Origin of the sequence: Nocardia sp. NPDC052001, from assembly GCF_040680615.1 — a bacterium.
In the GTDB taxonomy this organism is placed as follows: Bacteria; Actinomycetota; Actinomycetes; order Mycobacteriales; family Mycobacteriaceae; genus Nocardia.
In genome coordinates, this window is record NZ_JBFAXC010000001.1 from 84,989 (window position 1) to 111,609 (window position 26,621).

The 26,621-nt window shown below is 66.2% G+C and carries 23 protein-coding genes and 1 pseudogene; 14 read left to right on the forward strand and 10 right to left on the reverse strand.

Annotated features, from left to right (window positions below):
• The first annotated feature begins 2 nt into the window (after positions 1-2).
• Complete coding sequence (locus AB0L82_RS00410; protein WP_364628768.1) at positions 3-836, forward strand: DUF72 domain-containing protein; 834 nt, start codon at positions 3-5, stop codon at positions 834-836.
• A 64-nt stretch (positions 837-900) separates the two neighbouring features.
• Here the strand turns inward: AB0L82_RS00410 and AB0L82_RS00415 are convergent, their stop codons facing one another.
• Positions 901-1,902, reverse strand: coding sequence for an acyl-ACP desaturase (locus AB0L82_RS00415; RefSeq protein ID WP_364628771.1), 1,002 nt, complete (start codon positions 1,900-1,902; stop codon positions 901-903).
• 304 nt (positions 1,903-2,206) lie between these two features.
• On the opposite strand from AB0L82_RS00415, the gene AB0L82_RS00420 reads away from it, so the two are divergent.
• From AB0L82_RS00420 to AB0L82_RS00430, 3 genes are all read left to right on the forward strand, one after another.
• On the forward strand, positions 2,207-3,448 hold the full coding sequence (locus AB0L82_RS00420) for a KasA/KasB family beta-ketoacyl-ACP synthase (protein ID WP_364628774.1): 1,242 nt from the start codon (positions 2,207-2,209) through the stop codon (positions 3,446-3,448).
• Positions 3,449-3,569: 121 nt separating this feature from the next.
• Positions 3,570-5,465, forward strand: a complete 1,896-nt coding sequence (fadD32, locus tag AB0L82_RS00425) for a long-chain-fatty-acid--AMP ligase FadD32 (RefSeq protein WP_364628777.1) — start codon at positions 3,570-3,572, stop codon at positions 5,463-5,465.
• A gap of 205 nt (positions 5,466-5,670) precedes the next feature.
• Positions 5,671-6,489 (forward strand): DUF5995 family protein, encoded by an 819-nt coding sequence (locus tag AB0L82_RS00430; RefSeq protein WP_364628780.1) that lies wholly within the window; start codon positions 5,671-5,673, stop codon positions 6,487-6,489.
• A gap of 12 nt (positions 6,490-6,501) precedes the next feature.
• On the opposite strand, the gene AB0L82_RS00435 is transcribed toward AB0L82_RS00430, so the two are convergent.
• A complete protein-coding gene (locus tag AB0L82_RS00435; protein ID WP_364628783.1) occupies positions 6,502-7,821 on the reverse strand; it encodes a diguanylate cyclase in 1,320 nt (439 codons plus the stop codon).
• 117 nt (positions 7,822-7,938) lie between these two features.
• Between AB0L82_RS00435 and AB0L82_RS00440 the strand changes: the two genes are divergently transcribed.
• Entirely contained in the window at positions 7,939-8,745 is an 807-nt protein-coding gene (locus tag AB0L82_RS00440) for an SAM-dependent methyltransferase (RefSeq protein WP_364628786.1), read from the forward strand.
• Positions 8,746-8,817: 72 nt separating this feature from the next.
• Here the strand turns inward: AB0L82_RS00440 and AB0L82_RS00445 are convergent, their stop codons facing one another.
• Both AB0L82_RS00445 and AB0L82_RS00450 read right to left on the reverse strand, forming a co-directional pair.
• Positions 8,818-10,218, reverse strand: coding sequence for an MFS transporter (locus tag AB0L82_RS00445; RefSeq protein ID WP_364632699.1), 1,401 nt, complete (start codon positions 10,216-10,218; stop codon positions 8,818-8,820).
• 175 nt (positions 10,219-10,393) lie between these two features.
• Positions 10,394-10,939 (reverse strand): NADPH-dependent FMN reductase, encoded by a 546-nt coding sequence (locus AB0L82_RS00450; RefSeq protein ID WP_364628789.1) that lies wholly within the window; start codon positions 10,937-10,939, stop codon positions 10,394-10,396.
• A gap of 217 nt (positions 10,940-11,156) precedes the next feature.
• Here AB0L82_RS00450 and AB0L82_RS00455 point away from each other — a divergent pair, with 217 nt between their 5' ends.
• The gene (locus tag AB0L82_RS00455; protein ID WP_364628792.1) at positions 11,157-12,323 is read left to right on the forward strand and encodes a lipase family protein; all 1,167 of its coding nucleotides are present in this window, start codon (positions 11,157-11,159) and stop codon (positions 12,321-12,323) included.
• A 5-nt stretch (positions 12,324-12,328) separates the two neighbouring features.
• Here the strand turns inward: AB0L82_RS00455 and AB0L82_RS00460 are convergent.
• The 3 genes and pseudogenes from AB0L82_RS00460 to AB0L82_RS00470 all read right to left on the reverse strand — a co-directional run.
• Positions 12,329-13,375 (reverse strand): annotated as a pseudogene (locus tag AB0L82_RS00460) (YeiH family protein); the annotation flags it as partial.
• Positions 13,376-13,472: 97 nt separating this feature from the next.
• Positions 13,473-13,628 carry a hypothetical protein gene (locus AB0L82_RS00465; RefSeq protein WP_364628794.1) on the reverse strand — a complete coding sequence of 52 codons (156 nt, stop codon included), beginning with the start codon at positions 13,626-13,628 and terminating at the stop codon, positions 13,473-13,475.
• Between the two features lie 175 nt (positions 13,629-13,803).
• Positions 13,804-14,862, reverse strand: coding sequence for an AraC family transcriptional regulator (locus AB0L82_RS00470; RefSeq protein WP_364628797.1), 1,059 nt, complete (start codon positions 14,860-14,862; stop codon positions 13,804-13,806).
• Positions 14,863-14,944: 82 nt separating this feature from the next.
• Between AB0L82_RS00470 and AB0L82_RS00475 the strand changes: the two genes are divergently transcribed.
• On the forward strand, positions 14,945-16,663 hold the full coding sequence (locus AB0L82_RS00475) for a GMC family oxidoreductase (protein WP_364628799.1): 1,719 nt from the start codon (positions 14,945-14,947) through the stop codon (positions 16,661-16,663).
• A gap of 41 nt (positions 16,664-16,704) precedes the next feature.
• Here AB0L82_RS00475 and AB0L82_RS00480 read toward each other — a convergent pair whose 3' ends face one another.
• Both AB0L82_RS00480 and AB0L82_RS00485 read right to left on the reverse strand, forming a co-directional pair.
• Positions 16,705-17,676, reverse strand: coding sequence for a nitronate monooxygenase family protein (locus AB0L82_RS00480; protein WP_364628801.1), 972 nt, complete (start codon positions 17,674-17,676; stop codon positions 16,705-16,707).
• A gap of 80 nt (positions 17,677-17,756) precedes the next feature.
• Positions 17,757-18,998: an oxygenase MpaB family protein gene (locus AB0L82_RS00485; protein ID WP_364628804.1), complete on the reverse strand. Its 1,242-nt coding sequence runs from the start codon at positions 18,996-18,998 to the stop codon at positions 17,757-17,759.
• Positions 18,999-19,212: 214 nt separating this feature from the next.
• On the opposite strand from AB0L82_RS00485, the gene AB0L82_RS00490 reads away from it, so the two are divergent.
• Together AB0L82_RS00490 and AB0L82_RS00495 are read left to right on the forward strand one after the other, a co-directional pair.
• Positions 19,213-19,878: a TetR/AcrR family transcriptional regulator gene (locus tag AB0L82_RS00490; protein WP_364628806.1), complete on the forward strand. Its 666-nt coding sequence runs from the start codon at positions 19,213-19,215 to the stop codon at positions 19,876-19,878.
• A 1-nt stretch (position 19,879) separates the two neighbouring features.
• Positions 19,880-20,419 (forward strand): helix-turn-helix domain-containing protein, encoded by a 540-nt coding sequence (locus tag AB0L82_RS00495; protein WP_364628809.1) that lies wholly within the window; start codon positions 19,880-19,882, stop codon positions 20,417-20,419.
• A gap of 10 nt (positions 20,420-20,429) precedes the next feature.
• On the opposite strand, the gene AB0L82_RS00500 is transcribed toward AB0L82_RS00495, so the two are convergent.
• The gene (locus AB0L82_RS00500; RefSeq protein ID WP_364632701.1) at positions 20,430-21,083 is read right to left on the reverse strand and encodes a TetR/AcrR family transcriptional regulator; all 654 of its coding nucleotides are present in this window, start codon (positions 21,081-21,083) and stop codon (positions 20,430-20,432) included.
• 198 nt (positions 21,084-21,281) lie between these two features.
• Between AB0L82_RS00500 and AB0L82_RS00505 the strand changes: the two genes are divergently transcribed.
• Genes AB0L82_RS00505 through AB0L82_RS00525 form a run of 5 tightly spaced genes read left to right on the forward strand, consistent with a single transcriptional unit; the run spans position 21,282 to position 26,619 of the window.
• Positions 21,282-22,142 (forward strand): metal-dependent hydrolase, encoded by an 861-nt coding sequence (locus tag AB0L82_RS00505; RefSeq protein ID WP_364628811.1) that lies wholly within the window; start codon positions 21,282-21,284, stop codon positions 22,140-22,142.
• Between the two features lie 30 nt (positions 22,143-22,172).
• Positions 22,173-23,051, forward strand: a complete 879-nt coding sequence (locus AB0L82_RS00510) for a metal-dependent hydrolase (RefSeq protein ID WP_364628814.1) — start codon at positions 22,173-22,175, stop codon at positions 23,049-23,051.
• A 9-nt stretch (positions 23,052-23,060) separates the two neighbouring features.
• Positions 23,061-24,629: an NAD(P)/FAD-dependent oxidoreductase gene (locus AB0L82_RS00515; RefSeq protein ID WP_364628817.1), complete on the forward strand. Its 1,569-nt coding sequence runs from the start codon at positions 23,061-23,063 to the stop codon at positions 24,627-24,629.
• Positions 24,626-25,558, forward strand: coding sequence for an SDR family NAD(P)-dependent oxidoreductase (locus tag AB0L82_RS00520; protein WP_364628819.1), 933 nt, complete (start codon positions 24,626-24,628; stop codon positions 25,556-25,558). The genes AB0L82_RS00515 and AB0L82_RS00520 overlap by 4 nt, the downstream gene beginning before the upstream one ends.
• A complete protein-coding gene (locus tag AB0L82_RS00525; protein ID WP_364628822.1) occupies positions 25,555-26,619 on the forward strand; it encodes a ferredoxin--NADP reductase in 1,065 nt (354 codons plus the stop codon). The genes AB0L82_RS00520 and AB0L82_RS00525 overlap by 4 nt, the downstream gene beginning before the upstream one ends.
• The last annotated feature ends 2 nt before the right edge of the window (positions 26,620-26,621 follow it).

Below are 26,621 nucleotides of genomic sequence, written 5' to 3' on the forward strand. Positions count from 1 at the left end.
ATATGCGGTTGTACGTGGGATGCGCGATGTGGACACACCCGGACTGGCAGGAACGCCCACTTCCCCCGACGGAGCGCCTGCGCACCTACGCCTCCTGGTGCAACGCGGTCGAAGGCAACACCACCTTCTACGCCACCCCGCAGCGCCGCACCGTCGAATCCTGGTCCCGCCAAACCGATCCCGACTTCCGCTTCGTCATGAAGCTGCCGCGCACGGTGACCCACGACCGCCGCCTGTCCGGCATAGACAACGATATGAACCTCTTCCTCGACGCCATCGAACCCCTCGGCCGTCGCCTGCACGCCCTCTGGATCCAACTCCCCGGCTCCTTCACCGACCTGAAAGCCCTGTCCAACCTCCTCGAAGGGCTTCCCCCGCATTACCGCGCGGCCGTGGAGGTCCGCCACCCCGCCTTCTTCGAAAACCCCAGAGCCATAGCCCAATTGGAAGCCGTTTTGGAAGCCGCGGGCGCGGAGTGGATCCCCTTCGACACCACCGTCCTGTTCGCCGCGGGCCCGATCAGCACCGCCGAACGCGAAGCCCAAGCCAAGAAACCCAAACTCCCGCGCCGCACCAGGGCTCTCACCGAATTCCCGATCGTCCGCTACCACGGCCGCGATGATGCCGCCGCCACCGTCGCGGGCTGGCAACCCTGGGTGGAGCAAACCGTCGCCTGGCTCCAAGAGGGCCGCTCCCCAACGGTTTTCATTCACACCCCCGACAACGCCACCTCCCGCACCCTCTCCCGCCGCTTCCACGCCGAAGTAGCCACCCATCTCCCGGATCTGGAGCCGCTGCCCGATCCCATCCCGACCGATCCCATGACCCTGTTCTGAGGGGTCGGACGCAATCGAAAACGCCGCCCCGGAACGGATTCCGGGGCGGCGCTGGATGCGAAGGTCAGACCACGAGCAGGGCTGCCTGTTTCTCCGCGCGTTCGGCGTCGCGGGCGAGGGAGCGGTCGCGTTGTTCCTCGAACTTGACCACGTCCTTGCGGAGCTTGTCGAGGTAGTCGCCGAGTTCGTTGCGGAGTTGGTCGCCGTACGCGCCGAAGTCGGTGCGGTCGAAGATATTCCACTTCTTCAGGACGGGCAGCAGGACCTCCTCCAGGTGCTGGCGGAGGTCGTAGATGCCGTGTTTGGCCATGAGGACGCCGTTGCGGCGGAAGTTGGGCATACCGGCGCCGGGCATCTCGAAATTGCGGATCATATGGGTGATGGCTTCCATGGACTGATCGGGGGAGAGGTCCAGGGCAGCGCCGCACAGGTTGCGGTAGAAGATCATGTGCAGGTTCTCGTCGGCGGCGATGCGCTGCAGCATCCTGTCCGCTATGGGGTCATTGCAAACTTTGCCGGTATTGCGATGCGAAACGCGCGTCGCCAATTCTTGAAAAGTGACATAGGCGACGGAAGCCATAAATCCGGCAGCAGCCGGAATGGCGTTGGTGCCGATACGTTTCCGCGCGATCTGGGTCGCGCTGTAGCCGTTGGTCATATGGATCATCCGGGCGTGTTCGAGCGCCTCGGGATCGACGCCGCGGGTCACCACCAGATAGTCGCGCAGTACGATGCCGTGCCGGTTCTCCTCGGCGGTCCAGCGGCCCACCCAGGTGCCCCACGGACCGTCCATGGAGAAGTTCTCCGAGATCTCCCGGTGGTAACTGGGCAAATTGTCCTCGGTGAGAAGATTGGTGATCATTGCCGCCTTGGCGACCTCGCTGAGCTGCGACTCCTCCGGATCCCAATCCTTACCGCCCATTGCTGCGAAGTTGCGACCCGCATCCCACGGCACGTAGTCGTGCGGATGCCAGTCCTTGGCCATGGATAGATGCCTATTCACATTCGCTTCGGCGATCGGCTCCAGCTCGATGAGCATCTCGAGCTGCGTGAGATTCCTGGCCACCGTCGTGTGCCTCCCTCGAAATGGCAATGCGCTGCGGAATGATGCAGTAGAAAGCGCTTGAGAACTGGCGATCGCCGCCGCAGGGAAGACGCCGCCGGGAAGAGTTCCGGGGATGTCCGCGTGTCGGTCAAAGAGACTGGTCGGCTTCGCCTCGGATAATCTAGCCCAGTTCGCCGGAGATTGGCTTCATCCCCCGCCGAAGTGTCAACCGGCCGGGTGCGTTCGCTAGTTGCTACCAGTCCTTGACAGCCCACGCGGATCGAAATCTGGTTCGCCGGAGCATTGCTACGGAGAGTGAACGATCATGCAGACGCCCAAAAGGAAGTTCCCGAACGTCGTGGTCACCAGCTTGGCGGCCACCACCTCCATTGCCGGTGACGTCGATTCGACCTGGAAGGGCCTACTCAACGGCGAGAGCGGGATCGACGTTCTCGAGGACAGCTTCCTCGACGATTTCGGCCTGCCCGTGCGCATCGGCGGACATCTGAAGGTGTCGCCGACCTCGGTCCTCGAACGTGAGGAATGCCGCCGCACCTCGTATGTCGAGCAGATGGCGCTGGTGCTGGGCCGCGAGGTCTGGCGCAACGCGGGCAGTCCGGAGGTGGACGGCGATCGCCTCGGTGTGGCCATCGGCACCGGTCTGGGCGGTGCGGAAATGCTGATCATCGCGCGCGACAAACTTTCCAGCGGCGGCTACCGCAAGGTCTCGCCCCTGACCGTGCAGACCATCATGCCGAACGGTCCGGCGGCCGTGGTCAGTGTGGAGCTGGGCGCGAGGGCCGGTGTGACAACGCCTGTTTCGGCTTGTTCGTCCGGTTCGGAGGCGATCGCGAACGCCTGGCAGAAGATCGTCATGGGCGATGCCGACATGATGATCACCGGCGGCGTGGAAGGTTCCATCCAGGCGCTCCCCATCGCGGGCTTCTCCATGATGCGCGCCATGAGCACCCGCAACCATGATCCGAAGGCCGCCTCACGCCCCTTCGACCGCGACCGCGACGGTTTCGTCTTCGGTGAGGCGGGTGCGCTCATGATCATCGAAACCGAGGAGCACGCGCTGGCCCGCGGCGCGAAGATCCACGCCCGAATCATGGGCGCGGGCATCACATCCGACGGTTTCCACCTCGTCGCACCCGATCCGGAGGGCACCGGGGCCGCCCGCGCCATGAGTCGCGCCATGGAACACGCCGGTATCTCCAAATCCGATGTCTCGCATATCAATGCGCACGCCACCGCCACCCCGATCGGCGATACGGCCGAGGCGAACGCCATCTATCAGGCCGTCGGCAACCACGCAGCTGTCTACGCGCCGAAGTCCGCGCTGGGCCATTCCATCGGTGCCGTGGGTGCGCTCGAATCGGTGCTCACCGTGCTCAGCGTGCGCGACGGAATCATCCCGCCCACCTTGAATTTGGACAATCTGGACCCGGAAATCGACCTTGACGTGGTCGCCGGTTCGGCGCGCTCCGGTACCTACGAGTACGCGCTGAACAACTCGTTCGGTTTCGGCGGCCACAACGTAGCCCTGGCCTTCGGCCGGTACTGAGTGACGTGCATCATGGACACCTGCTAGTCTTCCCCAGCCCCAGCTACTTCTCGGGCTTCGGTGTCGATTCTTGTTCGGTGTCACTGCACAGTCATTTCTGTGAGTTGAAAAAGGATAGGGAATGATCGGCGAGACCATTGATGACTATCTGGACGAACGCGGCAATATTCAGATGCCGAGCAACCAGACCATGATCGACCTGGTCGACAAGCACTCTGCGGCGCAAGGGGATGAGCTCGCCTACCGCTATGTCGACTACTCCCGCGAACGCGACGGTGAGTATTTCGAGCTGACCTGGAACGAGTTCGGTGTCCGGTTGCGTGCGGTGGCAGCCCGGTTGCAGCAGGTGACGCAGCCGGGCGATCGAGTCGCCATCCTGGCGCCGCAGGGGTTGGACTACATCGTCGCCATGTACGCGGCGGTCTACGCGGGTTGTATCGCGGTGCCGTTGTTCGACCCGGATGAGCAGGGTCATTCGGATCGGTTGCACGCGGTGCTCGACGACTGTCAGCCCGCGGCCATCCTGACGATCGGTCCCTCGGCACCCGGTGTGCGCGAGATCTTCCGGGATCTGCCCGCGCCGAAACGGCCGCGCATCATTGCGGTGGAAGCGATTCCGGACAGCGTCGGTTCCGCCTGGGTGCGCCCGGACATCAATATCGACAGCATCGCGTACCTGCAGTACACCTCCGGTTCCACCCGCACGCCCGCCGGTGTGGAGATCACGCACCGCGCGGTCGGCACCAACCTGCTGCAGGTGATCAATACCGTTGGTATCACCGAGAAAGCGCGCGGCGTCACCTGGTTACCGCTGTTCCACGATATGGGCCTGTTGACGGTCATCCTGCCGACCATCGGCGGCAAGTTCATCACCATCATGTCGCCCAGCGCCTTCGTGCGCCGGCCGTACCGCTGGATCAAGGAACTGGCCGCGCAGGAGGACGGCGCCGAGATCTTCGCCGCCGCACCGAATTTCGCGTTCGAGCATGCCGCGGCGCGCGGTCTGCCCAAGCCGGGTGAGGAACTCGACCTCTCCAATGTGATCGGCCTGATCAACGGCAGCGAACCGGTGTCGGTGACGTCGATGAAGAAGTTCAACGACGCCTTCGAGCCGTACGGTCTGCCCAAGACCGCGATCAAGCCCTGCTACGGCATGGCGGAGGCGACGCTGTTCGTCTCGGCCACCAGGCGCGAGGATGAGGCGCGAGTGGTCTACGTGGACCGCACCGAACTCAATGCCGGGCGCATGACCGAGGTCAGCCCGGACGCGGAAAACGCTGTGTCCCAGGTGTCTTGCGGTTATGTGGCGCTGTCGCAGTGGGCGGTGATCGTCGATCCGGAGACCGGTGCGGAGAAGCCGGAGGGCGAGGTCGGCGAGATCTGGCTGCACGGCAAGAATATGGGCATCGGCTACTGGGGTCGCCCCGAGGAATCCGAGGCCACCTTCCGCAATCGCCTGAAAGTCCGTCAGCCGCAAGGCAGTCACGCCGAGGGCGCGGATGACGACGCGGATTGGATGCGCACCGGCGACTTCGGTGCGTACCTGGACGGCGAGCTCTACATCACCGGCCGCGTCAAGGATCTGGTGATCGTGGACGGGCGCAATCACTATCCGCAGGATCTGGAGTACTCCGCGCAGGAGTCCAGTACCGCGCTGCGCCCGGGATTCGTTGCGGCATTCTCGGTTTCGGCGAATCAGATGCCGGTCGAGGCGGCCACGCCGAACGGGGTGAAGCTCACCCTGGATCCCGGCGACAATGCCGAGCAGTTGGTGATAGTGGCCGAACGCGGCACCGGCGCGGCCAAACTCGAACCGGAGCCCATCGCCGAAGCGGTGCGCACCGCCATCGCCAAACGGCACGGCGTCACCGTCCGCGATCTGCTGCTCGTCCCGGCCGGTTCCATTCCGCGTACCTCCAGCGGCAAGATCGCCCGCCGCGCCTGCAAGACCGCGTACGTCGAAGGCACCCTGCGCGGCGGCTACCGCCAGCAAGCCTTCCCCGACGTCACGGAGTAACGCTTCGTCGTCTCGGGATAACGGGGAAGCTCGGCCCGCGTGCGCTGCGCGCGGGCCGTTTTCGTGCCAAGGGGGATTGGCACGGCGGCGCGTACCGGGCAGGTAGTCAGACCGGTCCGTACACTTTCTGGCCGTGTGGACTTCCGCCCGGATCGGGCTTCTTCTGACGACTACCGCTGCCGTGCTGGCCTTTTCCGGAACGTCGGTGGCCGGTGCGACGGAGGTGGCACCGGCATTCTGCGGAACGCCGCTCTCCGCCGATGAAATCGGGACAATCGGCCGACTATCGGACACTTCAGACCTGACCGGGGATGCGTTGCAGCGGTTGGAGACCGCCGTGCGCCGCAATCATGAGATCACCGAGATCCTCACCGCGCACAAGGATCGCCGGGGACTGTTCGGCATCGGCCTGGACGGCGTCGAACAGGTCGCGGTCATGCCCCTGCAGGAGGATCCCACCGCCTTCCAGGACCGCGATTACGCGCACGCCATCAGCCTCGAGCTACTGAGCCGCTACCTGAACAACCTGCATGCCGAGTTCACCGGCGGCGCGGTCGAATCCCATTGGGCGCGTTACTTCGCGCAGGCGGCGCGGTGCGAGCTGTCCGGGGCGCGGGTGGCCATGTCCGGCTACAGCGCGCATCTCGCGGTGGACCTGTCGTACTCCATCGCCGCGATCGGCACCCGCCCCGAGAACGCCCCCGACTACTTCAAGATCGTCGCCGCCATCGCGGGTGCGGGCGATGTCATCGTGGACCGCACCAAAGAGGTCTACAACGCCGATCTCGGCCCGCTGTGGCGCTTCTACTTCGTCGGCGAGGGTCTGGACCTGCTGGTGGGCAAGGGCGTCGCCACCAAACCCCTGCTGGTCCTGGCCGACCTCGGCGCGAACGTCGTGATCTTCGGAAACGGTCTGGCTCTGGAGGATCCGGCCCTGCACGACGCCACCGCCGGCGAGATCCGCGCCCTCACCGATGCCGCCGACGTCGCCTTCCAGGTGCTGGCCGACATCCACGCCCTCTAGCGCTGCGCCGAATCAGCCTGCGGCGGTATCGGTTCGGCGTCGTCTACGTCCCGCCGCCTTGGCCCAGTACATCGAGTAGTCCGCGGCCTGCAGCAGGTCGTCGGCTGTCGTGTGCGCCGCGTACTCCTCGGCGATGCCGACGCTGGCGGTGACGGTGAGCCGATGCCCCTGCACCTCGAACGGATGGGTGAAGGCGCGGCGTACACAGCGCGCGATCTCATCCACCTCGGCGGTGGAGTTCGGCACCAGCACCACGAATTCGTCACCGCCGATCCGGGCGACCAGCTGCCCGAAGCCGTCCGCGCAGGCGTCCAGCCGCGCGGCGGCCTGCACCAGCAGTTCATCGCCGACCGCGTGCCCGAAGGTGTCGTTGACGGCCTTGAAATGGTCCAGATCCACATAGCAGAGCCCGACCCGGCTATCCGGATCGGTGAAGGCGGCGGTGAGCGCGTCGAAGAAGCGGGAGCGATTGGCCAGCCCGGTCAGCTGATCGTGGTGGGCGCGATAGTGCAATCGCTCGCGCAGCGCGCGCCGCTCGGAGATGTCCTCCACCAGAATGAGCGTGTACTGCGGCTGACCGTGATCATCGCGAATCAGCGAGACATTGATATTGGTCCACACGGTGCGCCCGTCCCGGTGCGGATACGCCTTCTCCAACTGCGCGTTGTCCACATCCCCGCGTAGCACCGACGCGTACAGCGGCCACATCTCCGGATCATCGTCGGGATGGCTGAGATCGGTGACTTCGAGGGCGCACATCTCGGCGGGGGTGTAGCCGAGCATATTCGCGAAAGCGGCGTTCACTTCGATGATGCGTCCGGTCATATCAGACAATCCGGTGCCAATTCCGGCCTGCGCGAACACCGCCCGGAATCGCGCCTCACTGGCTCGCAGTTGTTCCTGCATGTGTAATCGCGCGGTCATCTCCGCCACCCGCACGCTTTCCTGCTCGGTGAGCAGCCAGCGCCGGAAGGCGCGAACATAGCCGGTTGTGAAGGCGCCCAGCAACTCTGCGGCACGCGTGGCCGGAATCGCGTTCTGCTGAGCGAAATACGCGTCGAGCACCGAGACGCAGCGGCCCAGCACCTCATCCCCGACGAAGTGCGCCCGCGCCAGTTCCGCGCCGAGTTCGGCCACCCGTTCGGCGGGCTCGCCATTGCGCGCGGCGGCATCGACCTGCCCGGCCAGCCGGGCGAGCAGTGCGATGGTCTCGTCGCGGCTCATGGGCACGACGTGATCGCGGGCTCCGCTGTCGAGCGCGGCCACCCACTGATCGACCAGTTCGGCGTGCGGGCCACCCTGCTCCGGCCCACCCCCGGGATCCGACGCCATGAGGGTCGATGGTAGCCCCGCAGCTCCGCTCCCGCGAACCCCGGCCCCGTGGCCGCCGGTGATATACCATTGCGGCGCTTCACGATTGGTAGCAGGTTCGAGAGGGGCTAGGAATCGATGACCAGACCGAGTTGGGCACCGGAGGGTATCGATCTCGATCGCCCCAGCGCCTCCCGCGTATACGACTACTTCGTCGGCGGTATGCACAATTTCGAGATCGACCGCGAACTCGCGCAGATGATCGAGAAGTTCACCCCGAACGTCGCCGAGACCATGCGCGCCAACCGCGATCTGCTGCGCCGCGCGGTGCGCCTGCTGACCGATGCGGGCATCGACCAGTTCCTCGATCTGGGTTCGGGCATCCCCACCGTCGGCAATGTGCACGAGGTGGCGCAGGCCCGGAACCCGCAGGCCCGGGTGGTCTACGTCGATATCGATCCGGTGGCCGTCGCGCACAGCCAGGCCATCCTGGACGGCAACCCGCTCACCGCCGTCATCCATGCCGATGTGGCGCAGGCTGATTCGATCCTGTCGAGTCCGGATGTGCGGCGCCTGCTGGACTTCGAGCGTCCGATCGCCGTATTGCTGCTCGGTGTACTGCATTTCGTTCCCGACGAGTCCGATCCCGCCGCGGCCGTGGCGAAACTGCTGGATGCCTGCGTACCCGGCAGCTATGTCGCCATCACCCACGCCACCGCGGACGGTCAGCCGCAGGAGGTGCTGGACGCGCAGAAGCTCTCCGGCCGCACCTCGACCGAGATCACGCTGCGCGGCCGGGACGAGATCGCCGCCTACTTCGGCGACTGGACCCTGCTCGAGCCCGGCCTGGTGCAGCTGCCGCTGTGGCGTCCGGAGGATCCCGCCGATATCGGCGAGAATCCGGAACGTTCCGGCGCGTACGGCGGTCTCGCCAAGAAGGACTGACCGCGGTCCGCTCGGGGCGCGATCAACGCGATACCGCGGCGGCGAGCAGACTCGCCACCGCGGTGTGTTCGGTTACCGCGCCGCGCGGCGGAAGGTGAGTACCGCCGCCAGGGCCGCCACGGCGGCGATGACCGCGGCCGCGCGGAACGCAGCCGCGAAACCGTCGGTGAGAGCCAGTGTGTCGCCGAGCTTTTCGGCTCCGGCGGCCGAGGCGATCGCCGTCACCGCGGCCAGGCCCAGCGCCGAACCGATCTGATAACCGGTGTTCACGATGCCCGAGGCCAGCCCGCCCTCTTCCGGCGGCGCGGCCGAGATGGCGGTTTGCAGCGACGGCACGAAGGCCAGTGACATGCCCAGCGCCGCGATCAGCGAACCCGGCAGCACATCCACCAGGAAGTTCCCGTCCGCGCGCACGAAGGACAGCCACACCAGACCGGCGGCCAGAATCAGTAGTCCGGTGACGATCATGGTGCGAGCGCCGAAGCGCGCGAACAACTTCGGTGACAGCGCCACCATGCCCGCCATGATGAGCGCGGTCATCGGCAGCAGCGCCGCACCCGACGGGAACGCCGAATATCCGAGCACCTGTTGCAGATACAGGTTCAGGAAGAACCACATGGGCACCCACGCCGCACCGAGCAGCAATTGCGCCAGATTGGCCGCACCCAGGTTCGGGGACCGGAACACCGACAGCGGCATGAGCGGTTCGCTACGGCGAATCTGAATGGCCAGGAACGCGATCAGCAGCACCGCGGCCAGCGCGAGCACTCCCCAGGTGGCTCCGGAGAGCCAGCCCGCCTCCGGTGCGCGGACCACGGCGAACACCGCCGCGCCGAGTCCCAGGGTGGCGGTGAGCGCGCCGAGCAGATCGACCGAACCGTGCGGAGCCAGAGCACCACCGGGAACCAGGGCGGGAGCCGCGATCAGCGCCAGTACCGCCAGCGGGATATTGATGTAGAAAACCCAAGGCCACGAGGCGTATTCGGTAATCAGCCCGCCGAGGAAGACGCCCGCCGTGCCGCCCGCGGGCGCTGCCGCGCCGTACACCGCGAACGCTTTGGTCAGCTCCCGGGGGTTTGACCCGAACAGCATCATGAGCAGGGTCAGTGCCGAGGGCGCGATGAGCGCCGCGCCCGCACCCTGGATACCGCGCCCGATCAGTTCGACCGTGGCGGAGGTGGCCAGGCCCGCCAGCAGTGATCCGAGGCCGAGGATCGCCCAGCCGGTCTGGAATATCCGGCGTGCGCCGAGAATGTCGGACAGTTTGCCGCCGAGCAGTAGCAGTCCGCCGAAGACCACCACGTAGGCATTGAACACCCAGCTCAGGTTCTCCTGCGAAAACCCCAGCGCGCCCTGCATTTCCGGCAGCGCGACGCCGATGATCGAGGTGTCCATGATGACCATGAACTGGGCCAGGGCGATGAGGGCGAGGGCGGCCCACCGTCGCGAGGACGGTGGCGCCTGAGTAGCGATGGACACGGTCTCACTCCTTCGAAGGTTCGATGCGTTCTTGTATACCCATGGGGGGTATGCTGAGGGAATGGTGAGATCCGTGATTCATTTCATACCCACCGGGGGTATGAAAAAGGCGGCCCCCCGGTTAAGGGAGCCGCCGTCATACCGCTTGCGATGGAGCGCTTTTCGCGGCTCAGGCCGCTTTCGCGCGGATGTACGCCGCCAAGGCGGGCAGCACCGCGTCGAGGCGTTCGCGCACCTCGGGTGCGGCCACCAATCCGTCCGGACCCAACTGTTCGCGCACCACGGTGATCCGCCCGGATGCCGGTTCGGCGATATCGGCGCTCACGTAACCCAGTACGGTGCGCAGGGTTTCGATCGCCGCGTCGCCGCGGCCGGGATAGGCCACATTGATCCACGCCACCGGTTTGTCCACCAGATCGCCGGTGCCGACCGTCCATTCGAGCAGGTTCTTGAGACTGCCGGGAATCATGCCCGCGTACTCGGGCGTGCAGATGAGCACCGCGTCGGCATCGCCGAGCTGCTTGCGCAGGGCCTCGACGGTCGCGGGGGCGGGGTCATCGCCGGGGATGAACTGGGGCAGGTGCACCAGCCCGTCGTAGAGCGTCGTCACGAAATCGGCCGAGGCCCCGGCCGCGATGGTGCGCAGCGCGGCGGTATTGGTGGAACTGTCCCGGGTGCTGCCCGAGATCAGCAGTATGCGCAGGGGTGTGGTCACAGTGCGGGCAACGTGCCTGGCCGCGCGGGTATTTCGCGGGCGGCCCCGAGTCCTCTTCCGTCCCACCGAGTGGGAGGTGTTGGTTCATAACCTGTCACTTCGTCCCATTTTCGGTATCGTGGGCGGAATGCCGCACTGTCCCGGACAGTGATAAACGTTCGGATTCGATTGTGCGACAACTACATAGCGTGTGTTTGTGTTCGAAAGGCAGGCGACGATGACTGCGTTCACCAACCGCTTCGACGAGGCGGCGGTCGGTGCCGGAGGCTCCACCGAGGCATACGACGGGCTGGGTCCCGGGCGAGTGCTGGCGGCGGAGCCGATGACGGCGTACCTGCTGCCCGGGGTGCGACTGCCCGCCCGCGCCTGGCGAATCGAGTACACCACCACCACCCGATCCGGCGATCCGACGCAGGTCACCGGCACCGTGCTGGTTCCGCGCGAACCATGGCGCGGTCCGGGCTCACGACCGCTGATCGGCTATGCCGTCGGCACCCAGGGCCTGGCCAACAAGGTCGCCGCCGCCTCCTGGCAGTTCCGCTTCGGCCTGGAATACGAATCGCTCTTCATCACCGCGGCGCTGCGGCGCGGCTGGGCGCTGGCCATCACCGACTATCCGGGACTCGGCAATCCGGGCACGCACCCGTACGTCATGGGCCACTCGCTGGGCCCGGCCGTACTGGACAGCATGCGCGCCGCCCGCCGCCTCACCGCCGCGGGCCTGGATCCGAATGGCCCGCTGGGCATCTACGGCTACTCCGAGGGCGGTTGCGCCGCGGGCTGGGCGCTGCAATTGCAGCCCTCCTATGCCCCGGATCTGCCGCTCGCCGGCGGCGTGGTCGGCTCCGCCCCGGCCGATCTGGTCGACATGATCAAGTTCCTGGACGGCACCCCGTACGCCTTCCTGCTGTTCTACGGCGTGCTCGGACTCGACGCCGCGTACCCGGAACTCGATGTGCTGCAATACCTCAAGCCCGCGGGCCGTGCGCTGGCCGCCATCCTGCGCCGCACGCACGCGATTCCCGCCGCGGTCGCCGGTATCGGCCTGGGTCTGGTCGTGCCGACGAAGGTCTCCACCTACTGCTACCGGATGCCGTTCGAGGTGCCCGAGGTGCGAGCGCGCCTGCTGGAGAACAAGCTCGGCGCGATCGCCCCCGCGACGCCGGTGCTGGTGGCGGGCGGCACCGCCGAGCAGATCATTCCCTATCCGCAGGCTGTCCGATTGGCCGAGCAGTGGAAATCGCTCGGTGTCGATGTCACCATGCTGTCCATGCCCAGGCGTGAACACATCACCGGCGCACTGTCTTTCGCGCGACCGGCGCTGAGTTTCCTGGCGGACCGCTTCGCCGAATCCGGCGCGACAGTCCTGAAGCGCGGCGCGTAACCGCGTCAGACCCCGACGCTCCAATGCAACACGCGAGAAGTGAACAGCACCAGGCCGAGTGAGACCACCGCGACGGTGACGAGTCCGACGATGGCGACCACCAGTGGCCGCCAACCGGTCCGCGCCAGTTCGCGAATATTCACATTCAGCCCGACGCCCGCGAAGGTGAGCAGGAACGCCCAGCGCGACAGATTGGCCAGGTTCGTGGTCTGCTGCTTGGTCAGCCAGTGCGCGGTCGCCACCGCGGACACCGCCAGGAAGCCGAGCACGAACTTGGGGAACTTCTCCCAGACGAACGCGGCCTTGGCGCGCACGCCGGGGGCGATGGCGTCGGCCTGGCCGCGCGAGGCCCAGTAGGCCGCGAAGCCCAGCACCACGAAGCCGATGAGCGCGTTGCGGGTGGACTTCACCAGCACCGCGACCTTGCCCGCGGTATCGGAGTACAGGTAGCCGGTGGCGGTGGTCTCGGCCGTATTGTCAACGGCCAGACCGGCCCACAGCCCGAACTCGTGATCGGTCAGCCCCATGGCGTGACCCAGCGGCGGCAGCGCGAACAGCGCGACCGCGCCGAGCGCCAGAATCGCGGCGATGGCATAGCTGACATCGGAATTGCGCGCCCGGATCGCACCCTTACCGGCGATGATCGCGGATACCCCGCAGATGGCGGTGCCGATGGCCAACAGCGACCCCAGCTTGCCGGACAGCCCCAGCAGCCGCGCCACCAGCAGGATGATGGCCCCCGAGACCGTCATATCGACCAGGATCTGCAGGAAGCTGGTGCCGCCCAGCTTCGCCACATCGCCGAGCAGGAAGCGCGAGCCCAGCGCCACGATGCCGATCTTCAGCCAGAATTCGTAGGTGCCCACGCCCGGCCGGAAAATGCGATGCAGCCCAATGGTATTGGTGATGAGCAAGCCGATCAGAATGGCCCACAGCACGTACTCGATATCGGGCACGGTCCAATGCTGGTGTTTGGCAAGGGAATTCCACCAGATCTGCGCGTACTTGCCGAGCACGCCGACGCCGATGAGCAGCGCGATGCCGGGCAGATAGGACAGCAGCCGGTTCAGCGTGAGCGGCCCGTTATCGGTGGTCTCATCGAATTCGTCGGAGGTGGTGTTCGCGGTGATCGCCGTATCGCTCATGCCGTCACCACGGAATCTTGGGCAGGGCATCGAAAATGGCGAGCACGGTGGCCACGCCCGCCACGATCACGGACCACCAGTCGGCGCCGAGCCGCCCGAGGGCGTCCAACCACGACGATCGGGCGCCGGATGACTCCGGCGCGGGATGAGAACTTGTCACGACTTGCCTCCAGAAACACACTGCGGGTGGACCCCCGCTGGGCCGCAGACCTGCACTATGAGGCTGGGAACGGTTGCGAACCAGTGTTGAAATCGCGGTGATTCCGGATGCGTGGGTTCGGCCGCCGATCAGGTATCCGGCGGGCCGATCCAAGCGATCGCGGTGATGGACGGGCTCAATCGCGGCGGTGGGCGCGGCGATGCGCGGCCGGGGTGGTGCCGGTCCAGCGTTTGAACGCGTGGATGAACGGCGTCGCTTCGGCATAGCCGAGCCGAATCGCTATGTCGTCGACGGATAGCGGTGTGGCGGTGAGCATTTCCTCCGCGAGCGCCTGCCGCACCTCGTCCAGTAGCGCGCGATACGACGTGCCCGCGGCCACCAGGTGGCGGCGCAGCGTGCGGGTGCTGAGATTGAGATCGCGGGCCACCGCGTCCAGGCTGGGCGGTGTGCTGAAACCCGTTGTGCCCGAACCGGGCAGCAGTCGATCGCGAACCTCGCCGGCGATTCCGGTGCGGGCGCTGCGCCGGTGCAGCAGTTCCCGGCACTGCGCCACACATACCGCCCAGGTGGGTTGATTGGCCTGGGGGAGCGGGCGAGTCAGCAGATCCGGATCGATGCCGAAAATGGTGTGCGCGCGATCGAAACGCGGGCGCACCCCGAAAAGCGCGGCCATCCGATCGACCTGATCGGTTGCGGGATAGCAGAATTCGGCGCTGCTGAAATCGACGCGCGCGCCCAGCAGATCACTCATCACCCGGTGCATGGCGACGATATCCCGCTCCACCAGGAACCGCTGCACATCCGCCGGGACGGTGTCGTGGTGAATCCAGGTGATCACCTCGTGCGGGCGCGATTCCACGATCGGCGTGCAGAACGCGAAACCGAGCCGGTAGTAGCGCAGCGCCAGCGAAATCGCTTCGCGCAGTGTGGGACTGGTGACGCACGCGTACCCGAAGATGCCGAAGGTGCTGATCCGGTAGCGCCGCCCGACCTCGACGCCCAGCGCGGGCACATCGGTGACCTCGCGCACCAGATTGCGCACCACCGCGAGTTCGGCCTCGGCGGAGACCTGCGCCTCCGGATCGCCGAGCTGTGCCACGCTCACCCCGGTATCGGCCAGCATGCGCGCGAGCGGCACCCCGTGCTCGGCCGCGAACTCGGCCATGACCGCGACGCTGGCGGTGCCGCGCGGAAAATTCCAGGTGCGGACCTCCGGCTCCTCGAGCGTGCTCATACCCCAAGTATGTCCGAAACTGTGGATTTCTTGGCCGCCGCGCATTCTCGCTCGCATCGCCGCTGGTCGTAGCGTTTCCGGCATGCGCTTCGACTACGACGTGATTGTCATCGGCTCCGGTTTCGGCGGCAGTGTCAGCGCCCTGCGCCTGACCGAGAAGGGGTATCGCGTCGGCGTGCTGGAGGCCGGGCGGCGGTTCGAGGACCACGAATTCGCCAAGACCTCCTGGCGCGCGCGGCAGTTCCTGTGGGCTCCCGCGCTGGGCTGCTTCGGAATTCAGCGCCTGACCCTGCTCAAGGACACCTTCATCATGAGCGGTGCGGGCGTCGGCGGTGGTTCGCTGGTGTACGCCAATACGCTCTACCAGCCGCCGGACAAGTTCTACGCCGATCGCCAGTGGGGGCATATCACCGACTGGAAGGCCGAACTCGCTCCGCACTACGACCAGGCCAAACGCATGCTGGGCGTGACGACCAATCCGGCCACCACGCCCGCGGACCGGGTTTTGCGCGAGGTCGCCGACGATATGGGCATCGGCGACACCTATCAGCGCACACCCGTCGGCGTCTTCTTCGGCGGACCCGGTCGGCGTCCGGGGGAGGACGTGCCGGATCCATTCTTCGGCGGCGTCGGCCCGGACCGTCGCACCTGCACGCACTGCGGTGAGTGCATGACCGGGTGCCGCCACAATGCCAAGAACACCCTGGTCAAGAACTATCTCTACCTGGCCGAAAAGGCCGGTGCCACAGTGCATCCGCTCACCACGGTGACCGATGTGCGCCCGCTGTCGGGCGGCGGCTATGCCATCGAGACGGTGCGCACCGGGCGGCGAATTCGCAAACAGCGGCGCGAATTCACCGCCGAGCAGGTGATTTTCGCGGCCGCCTCGCTCGGCACCCAGCGGCTGCTGCACCGTCTGCGCGATCGTGGCTCACTGCCGAATATCTCGCCCCGGCTCGGATATCTGTCCCGCACCAATTCCGAAGAGCTGCTGTCCGTTCGGAGCCGGGACCGCGATAACGACTTCACCAAGGGCGTGGCGATCACCTCCTCCATCCACCCCGACCCGGACACCCATATCGAACCGGTCCGCTATGGCAGGGGCAGTAATGTCCTGGCCCTGATGACCACCGCCATGGTCAGCGGCGAACCGCCGCGCGGTCGGCGCTGGCTCCGCGAATTGGCCAGGAACCGGCGCGATCTCGCGAAAATGCACAACCCGCGCCACTGGTCCGAGGAGATGATCGGCCTGCTGGTCATGCAATCGGTGGACAATTCGATCACCACGGTCACCAAGCGCGGCCTCTTCGGCCGCCGCATGACCACCACCCAGGGCGAGGGCGACCCCAACCCCACCTGGGTCCCCTCCGGCCATGAGGTCGCGCACCGCGTCGCGGCCAAAATCAATGGCTTCCCCACGGGTTCGGCCACCAGCAGCATTTTCAATATCCCCATGACCGGCCACTTCCTCGGCGGCTGCGCCATCGGCGATTCCCCCGACACCGGCGTGGTCGACCCCTACCACCGCCTCTACGGCCATCCGGGCCTGCACATCATCGACGGCTCCACCATTTCCGCCAACCTCGGCGTGAACCCCTCCCTCACCATCACCGCCCAGGCCGAACGCGCAACATCGCTGTGGCCCAACAAGGGTCAGCCCGACCCGCGCCCGGCCCTCGGTGCGCCCTACGAACGCCTCACCCCGATCACGCCACACAACCCGATGGTCCCCCCGACCGCCCCCGCCGCGCTGCGGCTCCCGATCATCGCGATCAACGACACGGCACCTGCGGAAAGCTGATACCCGCCGAGCCCCCTTGGAAAGGGGGGCTCGGCGAACTATTACAGCTGAGCCAGACGGGTTTTCGCGTCGGCGTATTCGCGAGCCAGGCGATCCACCAGGTCGGCGGTGGGCACCACGGCGTCGACGGCGGCGATGCCCTGGCCCGAACCCCAGATATCGCGCCACGGCTTGGGCCCGATGGTGGGGGAGTCGCCGGTGCCGAAGTCCATGGCGGACGGATCGGCCTGGCCGAGGTTGTCCGGATCCAGGCCGGCGGCGGTGATGCTGGGGCGCAGGTAGTTTCCGTGCACACCGGTGAACAGGTTGGAGTACACGATGTCCGAGGCCGAGGAGTCGGCGATCATCTGCTTGTAGCCGTCGACGGCATTGGCCTCCTCGGTGGCGATGAAGGCGGAGCCGATGTACGCCAGATCCGCGCCCGCCGCCTGGGCCGCGAGGATGGACCGGCCGTGCGCGATGGCTCCCGAGAGCAGCAGCGGCCCGTCGAACCAGGCCCGAATCTCCTGGATGAGCGCGAACGGCGATTGCGCGCCCGCATGCCCGCCCGCACCGGCGGCGACGGCGATGAGGCCGTCCGCGCCGCGTTCAACCGCCTTGTGCGCGAACACGTCATTGATCACATCGTGCAGCACGATGCCACCGTAGGAGTGCACGGCCTCGTTCACATCCGGACGCGCGCCGAGCGAGGTGATGACGATCGGCACCTGGAATTCGACGACCGTGGCCAGGTCCTCCTCCAGCCGGTCATTGCTCTTGTGCACGATCAGATTCACCGCGTACGGCGCGGACGGCTGCTCCGGATGTTCCGCGTCATGTTTGGCGAGCGCCTCGTTGATCTGGATCAACCATTCGCGGAACTGCGCCTGCGGCCGGGCGTTCAGCGATGGGAACGAACCCACCACGCCCGCACGGGATTGCGCGATCACGAGCTCCGGCCCGGAGACGATGAACATGGGGGACGCGACGGCGGGCAGCCGCAGACGTTCGGACAGGATGGGCGGCAGGCTCATTGACGCATTTCCTTCGATGGGCGGTTAACTTCGCGCGGGGCGCGCTGGTGATACTGCCAGCGCGCGCCCGCGCCCGCGATTCAGGCCGCGTGACCTATGTAGTTGACCGACCCGCCGATCGTCCCCTGCTCCTTCGGACCGATCAGGACCTTGATGAACGACTGCTGCGCGCGCAGCCCCGCGCGGGCCTGCCGAGCGCGCCAGCCGGGCACCAGCATGCCGACGCCGGAGCGCGCCACATTGACCGGGAACTTCGCCACCGGATACCAGGGCGGCATATAGCCGGGCAGGCCGAGCTGCCGCATCCGGCCCCGCCCCAGGAAGGCCGTGCTGATCGAAAGATGCTGTGCCCAGGCGATTCTGCGGCGCAGTGCCGGAAGTGTGGAGTAGTGCCAGGTCAGCGGGTCCTCGGCCATGGGCCGGGCCAATTCCATACTGCTGTCGTCGGGCGCGGTGAGGACGCTCAGATAGTGGTAGAGCTGTTTGGTGGCGTCCAGGAACCCATTGGGCAGGTACCGTTCCTCGATTCCCATAACCCAGCCGACATAGCGGGTGAGGTGCACGATGGCGTCGAGTTCCCTGGGTGTGAAGACATTGCCCATCATCATCCCGGTGAGCGCGGGCGCGTAGAGCGCGCCCAGCATGGTGACGGCCATATCGGTCTGATTGACCGGCACGCCCCATTCCTCGGCATTCCACTCCGGCAGTTTCGCGACGTGCCGCCGTACGAAGGTGTGGATCAGCCGCACGTGCAGGGTGGAGCGAAAACCCTTGCCGCCGGGCCGCATTCCGCCGTCCGAGATGACGTCCAGCGCCCATTTCATGGTTTCGGCGAAGCGCTGGCCGCCGCCGGTGGCACCGCTCTTACCGGTATTGGTGAGCAGCAGCGTGCGGTTGATGCCGGAGGCGACGAATCCGCCGAGGAACGGCACATCGCGCGCGAGATAGATGCCGTCGAGTCCAGCGGCCTGGAAGATGCGCTCGCCCAGTTCGATTCGCTTCCAGTCCACCCATGCGGGCGGGTTCTCCACCTGGGTGAAGAAGGCGCGCAACGGTTCCGGTGCGTCCGGGACATTGTCGATACCGTGCTCCAGCGCCCGATCGAAGAGCGGCCGCACCTTGCCCATTCCGGCCGTGTACATCCACTCGACCAGCTCGTCCATGGGCCGGTCGCCGATGGTCAGGGCCTCGCCCATGGCCGTCCACTCCGCATCGTCCGGCGGCCGCATTCGCATCAGCTTGGCGACCGGGCCCAGTACCGGCACCGCGGCCGGGTGCACGGGGTGCCGGGTCGGAATGGTGGACGGTCGAGTGCGCGTCATCGGGCAGCTCCTTCGCAATTCTGGTGAACTTCCTCACCAGATATCTGGCAATAGTCTCCACCAGACGGCCGATTGTGACAAGACTCGAGAGAAAATCTCTCATGCACTCAGACCTGCTCAGGGGTGGTATCGGGCCGGGCCGAGCCTGTCACCAGTACGTTTGGTGATAGGCTTCACCAAAATTGTCAAGAATTTCGGACGGGCGGTGCGGCACGTGGTAGCGGATCGCGGGCGATACGCCGGACTCAGCGCCGAGGAGCGCATGCGGCAGCGGCGCGGGAAATTGCGCGAGGCCGCCCTGGCGACCATTGCCGAGCAGGGCCTGTCCGGGCTCAAGGTGCGGGCGCTGTGCGCTCGCGCGGGTCTGAACGACCGCTACTTCTACGAGAGCTACGCCGATACCGACCAATTGCTGTTCGAGGTCATGGAGATCGAACTCGCCGCCGTCATGGCCGAATTGGTCGCCGTCATCGCCACCGAACCCGCGGATGCCCGGGTGCGCCTGCGCGCGGTCGTGGAGGCCGGAATCGCCGCGGTCGCGGACCATCCGGTGCGCCGCGCCATCTTCATCGATTTGCAGACCACCGGTGAATTGCGCCGCCGCCGCGCCGAATTCGTCGCCATCGTGGGCGGCATCATGCTGGATCAGGGCCGTGAGCTGCTGGGCGCGGACGCCGTCACCGGCATCGACGCCGAACTCGCCGCCCGCACCATCTCGCACGGCGGACTGGAGTTGGTATCGGAATGGCTGCGCGGCGATCTGGATATCGAGCGCGCCCGGCTCATCGACTTCCTGGTCGCGATGATTCTGACCACCTCGCAGATCACCACCACCGTGCGCCGGGAAATGGCCGGGGCCGCCGATGGATCGCGGGGCTGAGATGGCGGCCGAACCCCGGGTGGATTGGCTGGCGGGCGGTGTCCGCCGCTCGCTCGCCAGTGATCGGATCGTCGCGGTCGCGCGGGAATTGTTCCTGGCCAAGGGTTTCGACCGGGTCGGCGTGGATGATGTGGCGGCGGCCGCAGGTTGTTCCCGGGCCACCCTGTACCGGCATTTCAAGGGTAAGCCCGCGCTGATCGACGCGGTGATGGCGAATTCCGCCGTGGTGGTGGCCGAACGGGTCGCGGCGGCGGTGCGGCGCTACGAGGGTTCGCGCCGCATCGTGGAGGCCATTCTCGCCTCGGTGACGGCGGTGCGCTCGGATCCGGCGATGGCGCGCTGGTTCGCGGACCGCGCGGGCGGCACCGACGAGGTCTTCGCCACCTCACCGGAACTGGGGCGGATCGCGACCGTGCTGACCGGTATCGCGCCCGATGACGAAGCGGCGCAATGGATTGTGCGGGTGGTGCTGTCCCTGCTGTGCTGGCCGCTCGCCGATGCCGCGAGCGAACGCCGCATGGTGGAGCGCTTCGTCAGCTGACCAGCGGATCTCAGCTGAGCAGCGGCGCGTCCGGATCCAGGATCAATCCGCGTGACTCGGCCGTGGAAGACAGTGCGCCCCAGGCGAAATGGGTGAGCTGTTCGGCCAATTCCTTACCGTCGATGACCGGATCGTTGAGCCAGCGCAGCACGCCGAGCCCGACCGCGCCCAGTAGCGCGTCCACCACGAACTGGGTGTGTTCCCCGTTCGCACCGCGCAGGCGCAGCACCCCGGACAGGAATTCGGCGACGGCGTCGGAGAGCGGCCGCCCGTCCTCGATCAGTCGCGCGGCCCCGAACGCCGCCACCACGTGCGAGCTGACAATGAACCGAAACAGGTTGGGCCGCTCGGAAACCAGATCGATATAGGCGGTCAGCGCGATGCGAATCGCCTCGCGTGCCGAGGCGGCGGGATCGAACAGCGGCGTCACCCGCTCCACGATCAGTTCCTGCACCCGCCCGCTCACCGCGGCGAGCAGTTCCACCTTGTCGCCGAAGAATCGGTACAGCTTGGGGCGAGGTATACCGGCCGTTTTCACCACATCGTCGATGGACAGATCCGGCCCGTGCGCGTCGATGGCGCGAATGGTGGCCTCGATGAGTTCGGCGCGCACCAGCGCGCGATGTGTATGCCAGCGGTCATGTCTGGCATCGCCTTTGAGCATGCCCGCGCCTTTGAGCACGGCCGCCGGACCGCGCGGGATCTCGGGCAGGGGATCGCGCGGCGGATCGGAAGCCATGCGGAAGATTCTAATTCGATCCGTTACGGCACCCCCCTTGCTAGCTGTCTGGGACAATCCTACACTAACATCACATCGAACACTCAGTACTAGGTACTCCGTGTTGCACCAAGGATGGTCGAGATGACACTTGCCCCCGTAGCAGGCACCTATCCGAAGGCCAGGCGGATCAAATTCCGCTTCGACCAACACGATTCGAACGATAAGTACTTCGTCGACGGCGATATGGTCTTCAGCCACTTCGTCGCCGGACTCTCCGGCGGATTCCCGCCCGGTGAGGAATCCTTCATCCGCTCGGTTCGCCGCGTGGCCGACCGCATCACCGATCCACTGCTGAAGAAGCGCATCGCCGGCTTTGTCGGCCAGGAGGCCACACACGGCCAGGAGCATCGGCAGCTCAATCGCAAACTCGTCGAAATGGGTTATCCCATCGAATGGATCGATACCGAGCAGGCGCACGCCCGCATGCTCGCCATCGAGGAGCGCTTCTCAGCTCTGGTGCATCTGGCCGCCACCGCGGCGGCCGAGCACTACACCGCCGTGCTGGCCGAACGCGTACTCTCCAGCGACGAGATCCAGTCCATCCCAGCCGAACCCGAGTTCTGGAACCTGCTCAACTGGCATGCGCTCGAAGAGCTGGAACACAAATCGGTGGCCTTCGACGCCTTCCGCGCGGCGGGCGGCACCGAGGGCGTGCGCATCGGCGTGATGGCCGGGCTGTACGCCTTCACGCTGCCGTTCACCTTCGGCAGTCTGGCGTACGCACTCGTCCGCGATCCGGTCGCCCGCCGGCAGCCGGTGCGGGTCGCCCGTGAGGCGTACGACCTGTTCCGCGGCCCCATCTTCCGCGGCCTCATGGTCGAGCTGGCCAAGTACATGCGGCCCGGTTTCCATCCCGACGACATCGACACCACCGCCCTGCTGAAGCACTGGCAGACAGAGCTTTTCGGCGATGACGGCGTACTCGTCGACCACCTGAAGTAAACACAACTCCATCTGAGAAAGGACCGGCCAATGACGATCGGTCAGGACGCCAAGTCCCTCACCCCCTACCCCAAGGTCCGGCGCATGCGATTCCGGTTCGGCCAGCCCGAACCGATGACGCACCTCTTCGCCGAGGGCGATATCCCGCTCACCCATCTGATCGCCGTGCTCTCGGCGGTCTTCCCGCCCGGCGAGGAATCCTTCATTCGCTCGGTGCGCAAATTCTCCGGTGAGATCACCGATCCCGTGCTCAAGAAGCGGGTGGCCGGATTCATCGGGCAGGAAGCCGTACACGGGCAACAGCATCGCGTGCTCAATGAGCAGCTCATCCGGCTCGGCTTCCCGATCGTGCGGGTCTTCACCTTCGATCCCGGGGCGCGGCGCGAACGCGCGCTCATCGCGGTCGAGAACATGGTGCCGCGGCAGGTGCATCTGGCCGTCACCGCGCTGGCCGAGCACTACACCGCGACGCTGGCGCACCGGGTGCTCGGAACGCCGGAGATCCAGGCTCTGCCGGGAGATCCCGAAGTGCTGAACCTGTTGAACTGGCACGCCTTCGAGGAGCTCGAGCACAAGTCCGTCGCCTTCGACGTCTATCGCGCCACCGGCGGTTCGGAAGTGCTGCGCATCGGGCTGATGGCGGGCAGTTACGCCCTCACCATTCCGGTCGTCGGACTCGGGGTGTTCGCCTCCATCCTGAGCGATCCGCGTAGCTGGCGGCCGATCAAGGTGGCCCGGCAGACGGTGAAACTGGTGCGCGGCCCGATCGTGAAGGGCCTGCTGCTGGAGATGCGGCCGTACATGCGGCCGGGCTTCCATCCTGACGATATCGACACCGGCGAACTGCTCGAACGCTGGCGCGCCGAATTATTCGGTGTGCGGGGCGAACTCGTCGATCGCATCGGCTGAGGACCACGGATGAACAATTTCGGCGACAAGGGTGCGCCGGACCGAACTCGTCCCGATCACGAGGTCATCGTGGTCGGGGCTGGTTTCGGCGGCATCGGCACCGGTATCGCGCTGCAGCGCAAAGGCATTCACGACTTCGTCATCGTCGATAAATGGGATCGGGTCGGCGGCACCTGGCATGCCAACACCTATCCCGGTGTGGCGGTGGACATTCCCTCGTTCATCTACAGCTTCTCCTATGAGCAGCGCGGCGACTGGTCGCGGATCTTCGCACCCGGCAGTGAACTTCGCGACTATGCCGAGAGCATGGTCGACAAGTACGGGCTGCGATCCAAACTGCGCTTGAACACCACCATCGTGGCGGCGGAATTCGATGACGAGCACAGCCTGTGGCGGTTGACCTCGGACGGTGGGCATGAGCTCACCGCACGGCATATCGTGCTGGCCATCGGCGGTCTGGAACGACCGAAGATGCCCGATATCGAGGGGCTGAACGATTTCGGCGGCACCCTGGTGCACACCGCCATGTGGGATCACGATGTCTCGCTGCGGGGTAAGCGGGTCGCGGTGATCGGCACGGGTGCGACCGCGCTGCAATTGATCCCGGCGATCGTCGAGGAGACCGGGCACCTCACGGTCTTCCAGCGCACCCCGATCTGGGTATTCCCGAAGAACGACGCCGAGATCGGGGTGCTCGGCCGACAGCTACTGGGCCGCAGGCGGATTCGCTCCGCCTTGCGCATCGCGGGAAATCTGGGCACCGAACTGGCCATGAGCGGAATGGTGGTCGGTCCGCCCTGGCTCACCGAATCCGGGCGGCGGCTGGCCGAGGGGCCGATTCGCCGATGGATGCGGAGTCAGGTGGACGATCCGGTGCTGCGGGACAAGCTGACCCCGCGGTACGGGCTCGGCTGTAAACGGCCGTCCATGTCCAATGACTACCTCGAGACGTTCAACCGGTCCGATGTCAGCCTGGTCACCGATTCCATCGAGCGCATCACCGAACGCGGTGTGCTCACCGCGGACGGCACCGAGCACGAGATCGATGTGCTCATCTGCGCCACCGGTTTCAAGCTCTGGGACAAGGGCGCGATCCCGCCCTTCCCGGTGCGCGGGCGGCGCGGGCTCGATCTGGAGCGATTCTGGGATGAGCACCGGTACCAGTCGTACCAGGGTGTTTCGGTGCCCGGTTTCCCGAACGCCTTCACCATCACCGGGCCGTACGGCTTCGTGCTCGGCTCCTATATCTGGATGATCGAGGCCACCGCCGCACATCTGAGCCGCGCCATCGCGGAGGCGAATCGCCGGGGCGCCACCGAGATCGAGATCCGGCAGGAAGTGCACGACGAGTATTTCGAGCGGTGCCTGCAACGGCAGCGGAAGAACTTCCTGTTCACCCCGGTCTGTGCGGGCTCGAACACCTACTACATCGACAACAAGGGCGATTCCCCGTTCCGGCCGTCCACGCACGGCGAGATGTATTGGCAGAACCGGCATTTCGATCTCGACGTGTACCGGTACAGCACGGGCGCACCGCATCCGGCGGATATCGCGGCCCTGTCCGAGGAGGTCTCGTGAAACTCAATGACATCCGGCCGCGCCTGGTCGTGGTCACCGGTGCGGGCAGCGGTATCGGGCGGGCGGTCGCCTTGCGCTTCGCGCGCGGCGGCGCGCAGGTCGTGGTCTCCGATATCGACAAGGACGCCGCGCTGGCCACCGTCGCCAAGATCCAGTCCGAGGGACGTCGCGCCGTCGCCATGCAATTGGACGTGACCGATCCGGCGGCCTGGAAATCCTTCGCCCGGGATGTGCACGCCGATCTCGGGGTGCCCGATGTGCTGGTCAACAATGCCGGAATCCTGGTCAGCGGAGCGTTTCTCGATCTGGAGCCCGAGGATTGGGAACGGCAGCTGTCGGTCAATCTGCTCGGCGTGGTGTACGGCTGCCGTGCCTTCGGCAAACAGATGATCGAGGAGGGCAAGCGCGGGCATATCGTCAATATCGCTTCGGCCGCCGCCTTCACGCCGACCCCGGTCATGTCGGCCTACTCGGTGTCCAAGGCGGGGGTGAAGATGCTCACCGAATGCCTGCGGCTCGAACTCGCGCCGAAAGGCGTTGGTGTGAGCGCCATCTGTCCAGGGGTGATCAACACCAATATCGGTGATCACGCCATCACCGTCGGCGTCGATCCGGCGCTGGTGCAGCGCGGTAAGGAAATCGCCAGGCAGGTACAGGATTTCGCGGAACGGCTGCCGTTCTCGCCGCTGAGCCCGGATCTGGTGGCCCGCGCGGTGGTGCGCGCGGTGCGCTTCGATCTGGCGGTGGTGCCGGTGCGCACCGAGGCGTGGCTGGGCTACTTCATGCTGCGCCTCGCGCCCGGCGTCAATCGCCGTATGACCCAGCCGATTTCGATGGAGCGCATCGAATCCGCGGGTGCCTGGCTGCTGAATCGAATCGGCTACCAGGTGCCGCCCGAAGTGTCCGTGGGCTCGGGGAGAGCCGGATGAACGCACGCGCCCACCGGATCAAGGTGCGCGAGGTCGTCAGCGAGACCGCCGAGGCGGTCTCGCTGGTCTTCGATATCCCGGAGGATCTCGGCCGCCGATTCGCCTATTCCCCGGGACAATTCCTGACCCTTCAGGTGCCCAGCGACCGCACCGGATCGGTGGCCCGCTGCTATTCGTTTTCCAGCAGTCCGCACTGCGGCGACCGCCCGACGGTGACGGTCAAGCGCACGCCGGACGGCTACGCCTCGAACTGGATTTGCGACAATATCGAGGCCGGATCGATCGTCACCGTGCTCGAACCCGCCGGAAACTTCGTGCCGCGCAACTGGAATCGGGATCTGCTGCTGTGCGCGGCGGGCAGCGGGATCACCCCGGTGATGTCGATCCTGAAATCGGCGTTGTTCCTGGGCCGATCGAAAATCACACTGCTGTACGCCAATCGGGATCGGTCCTCGGTCATCTTCGCCGAACAGCTGCGGCAGCTGGCACAGCGGTATCCGCGAAGGCTCACCGTGCTGCACTGGCTGGAATCCGAGCGGGGTCTGCCCACCGCCCGGGGGCTGGCCGGACTGGCCAAACCCTATCGCGGCTATGAGGTCTACCTCTGCGGCCCGGCCGGGTTCACTATGGTTACCCGGCAAGCCCTGGCACAATTGCGGATATCCGAGCGCGTCATCCGCCAGGAGGAATACCGCTCGCTGACGGAGAACCCGTTCGAGCAACCCGCACCGGCGGTCACGGCCGCGGCGGCGGCGGTCACAACCGCGGCGCCATCGAACGCGGATACCGCCGTCGTGCGGGTCGATATCGACGGGCAGACACACCAACTCGCGTGGCCGCATGGCCGCAAACTGCTGGACGTCCTGCTCGAGCACGGTATCGACGCACCGTATGTCTGCCGGGAATCCGCCTGCGGAACCTGTGTCTGTCGCGTGGAGCGGGGGAGGACGCGCATGCTGATGAACGAGGCCCTCATCGACGAGGAACTCGCCATGGGGTTGACCCTGGCCTGCCAGACCCTGCCCGAATCCGACGACCTGCACATCACTTTCGACCAGTAATT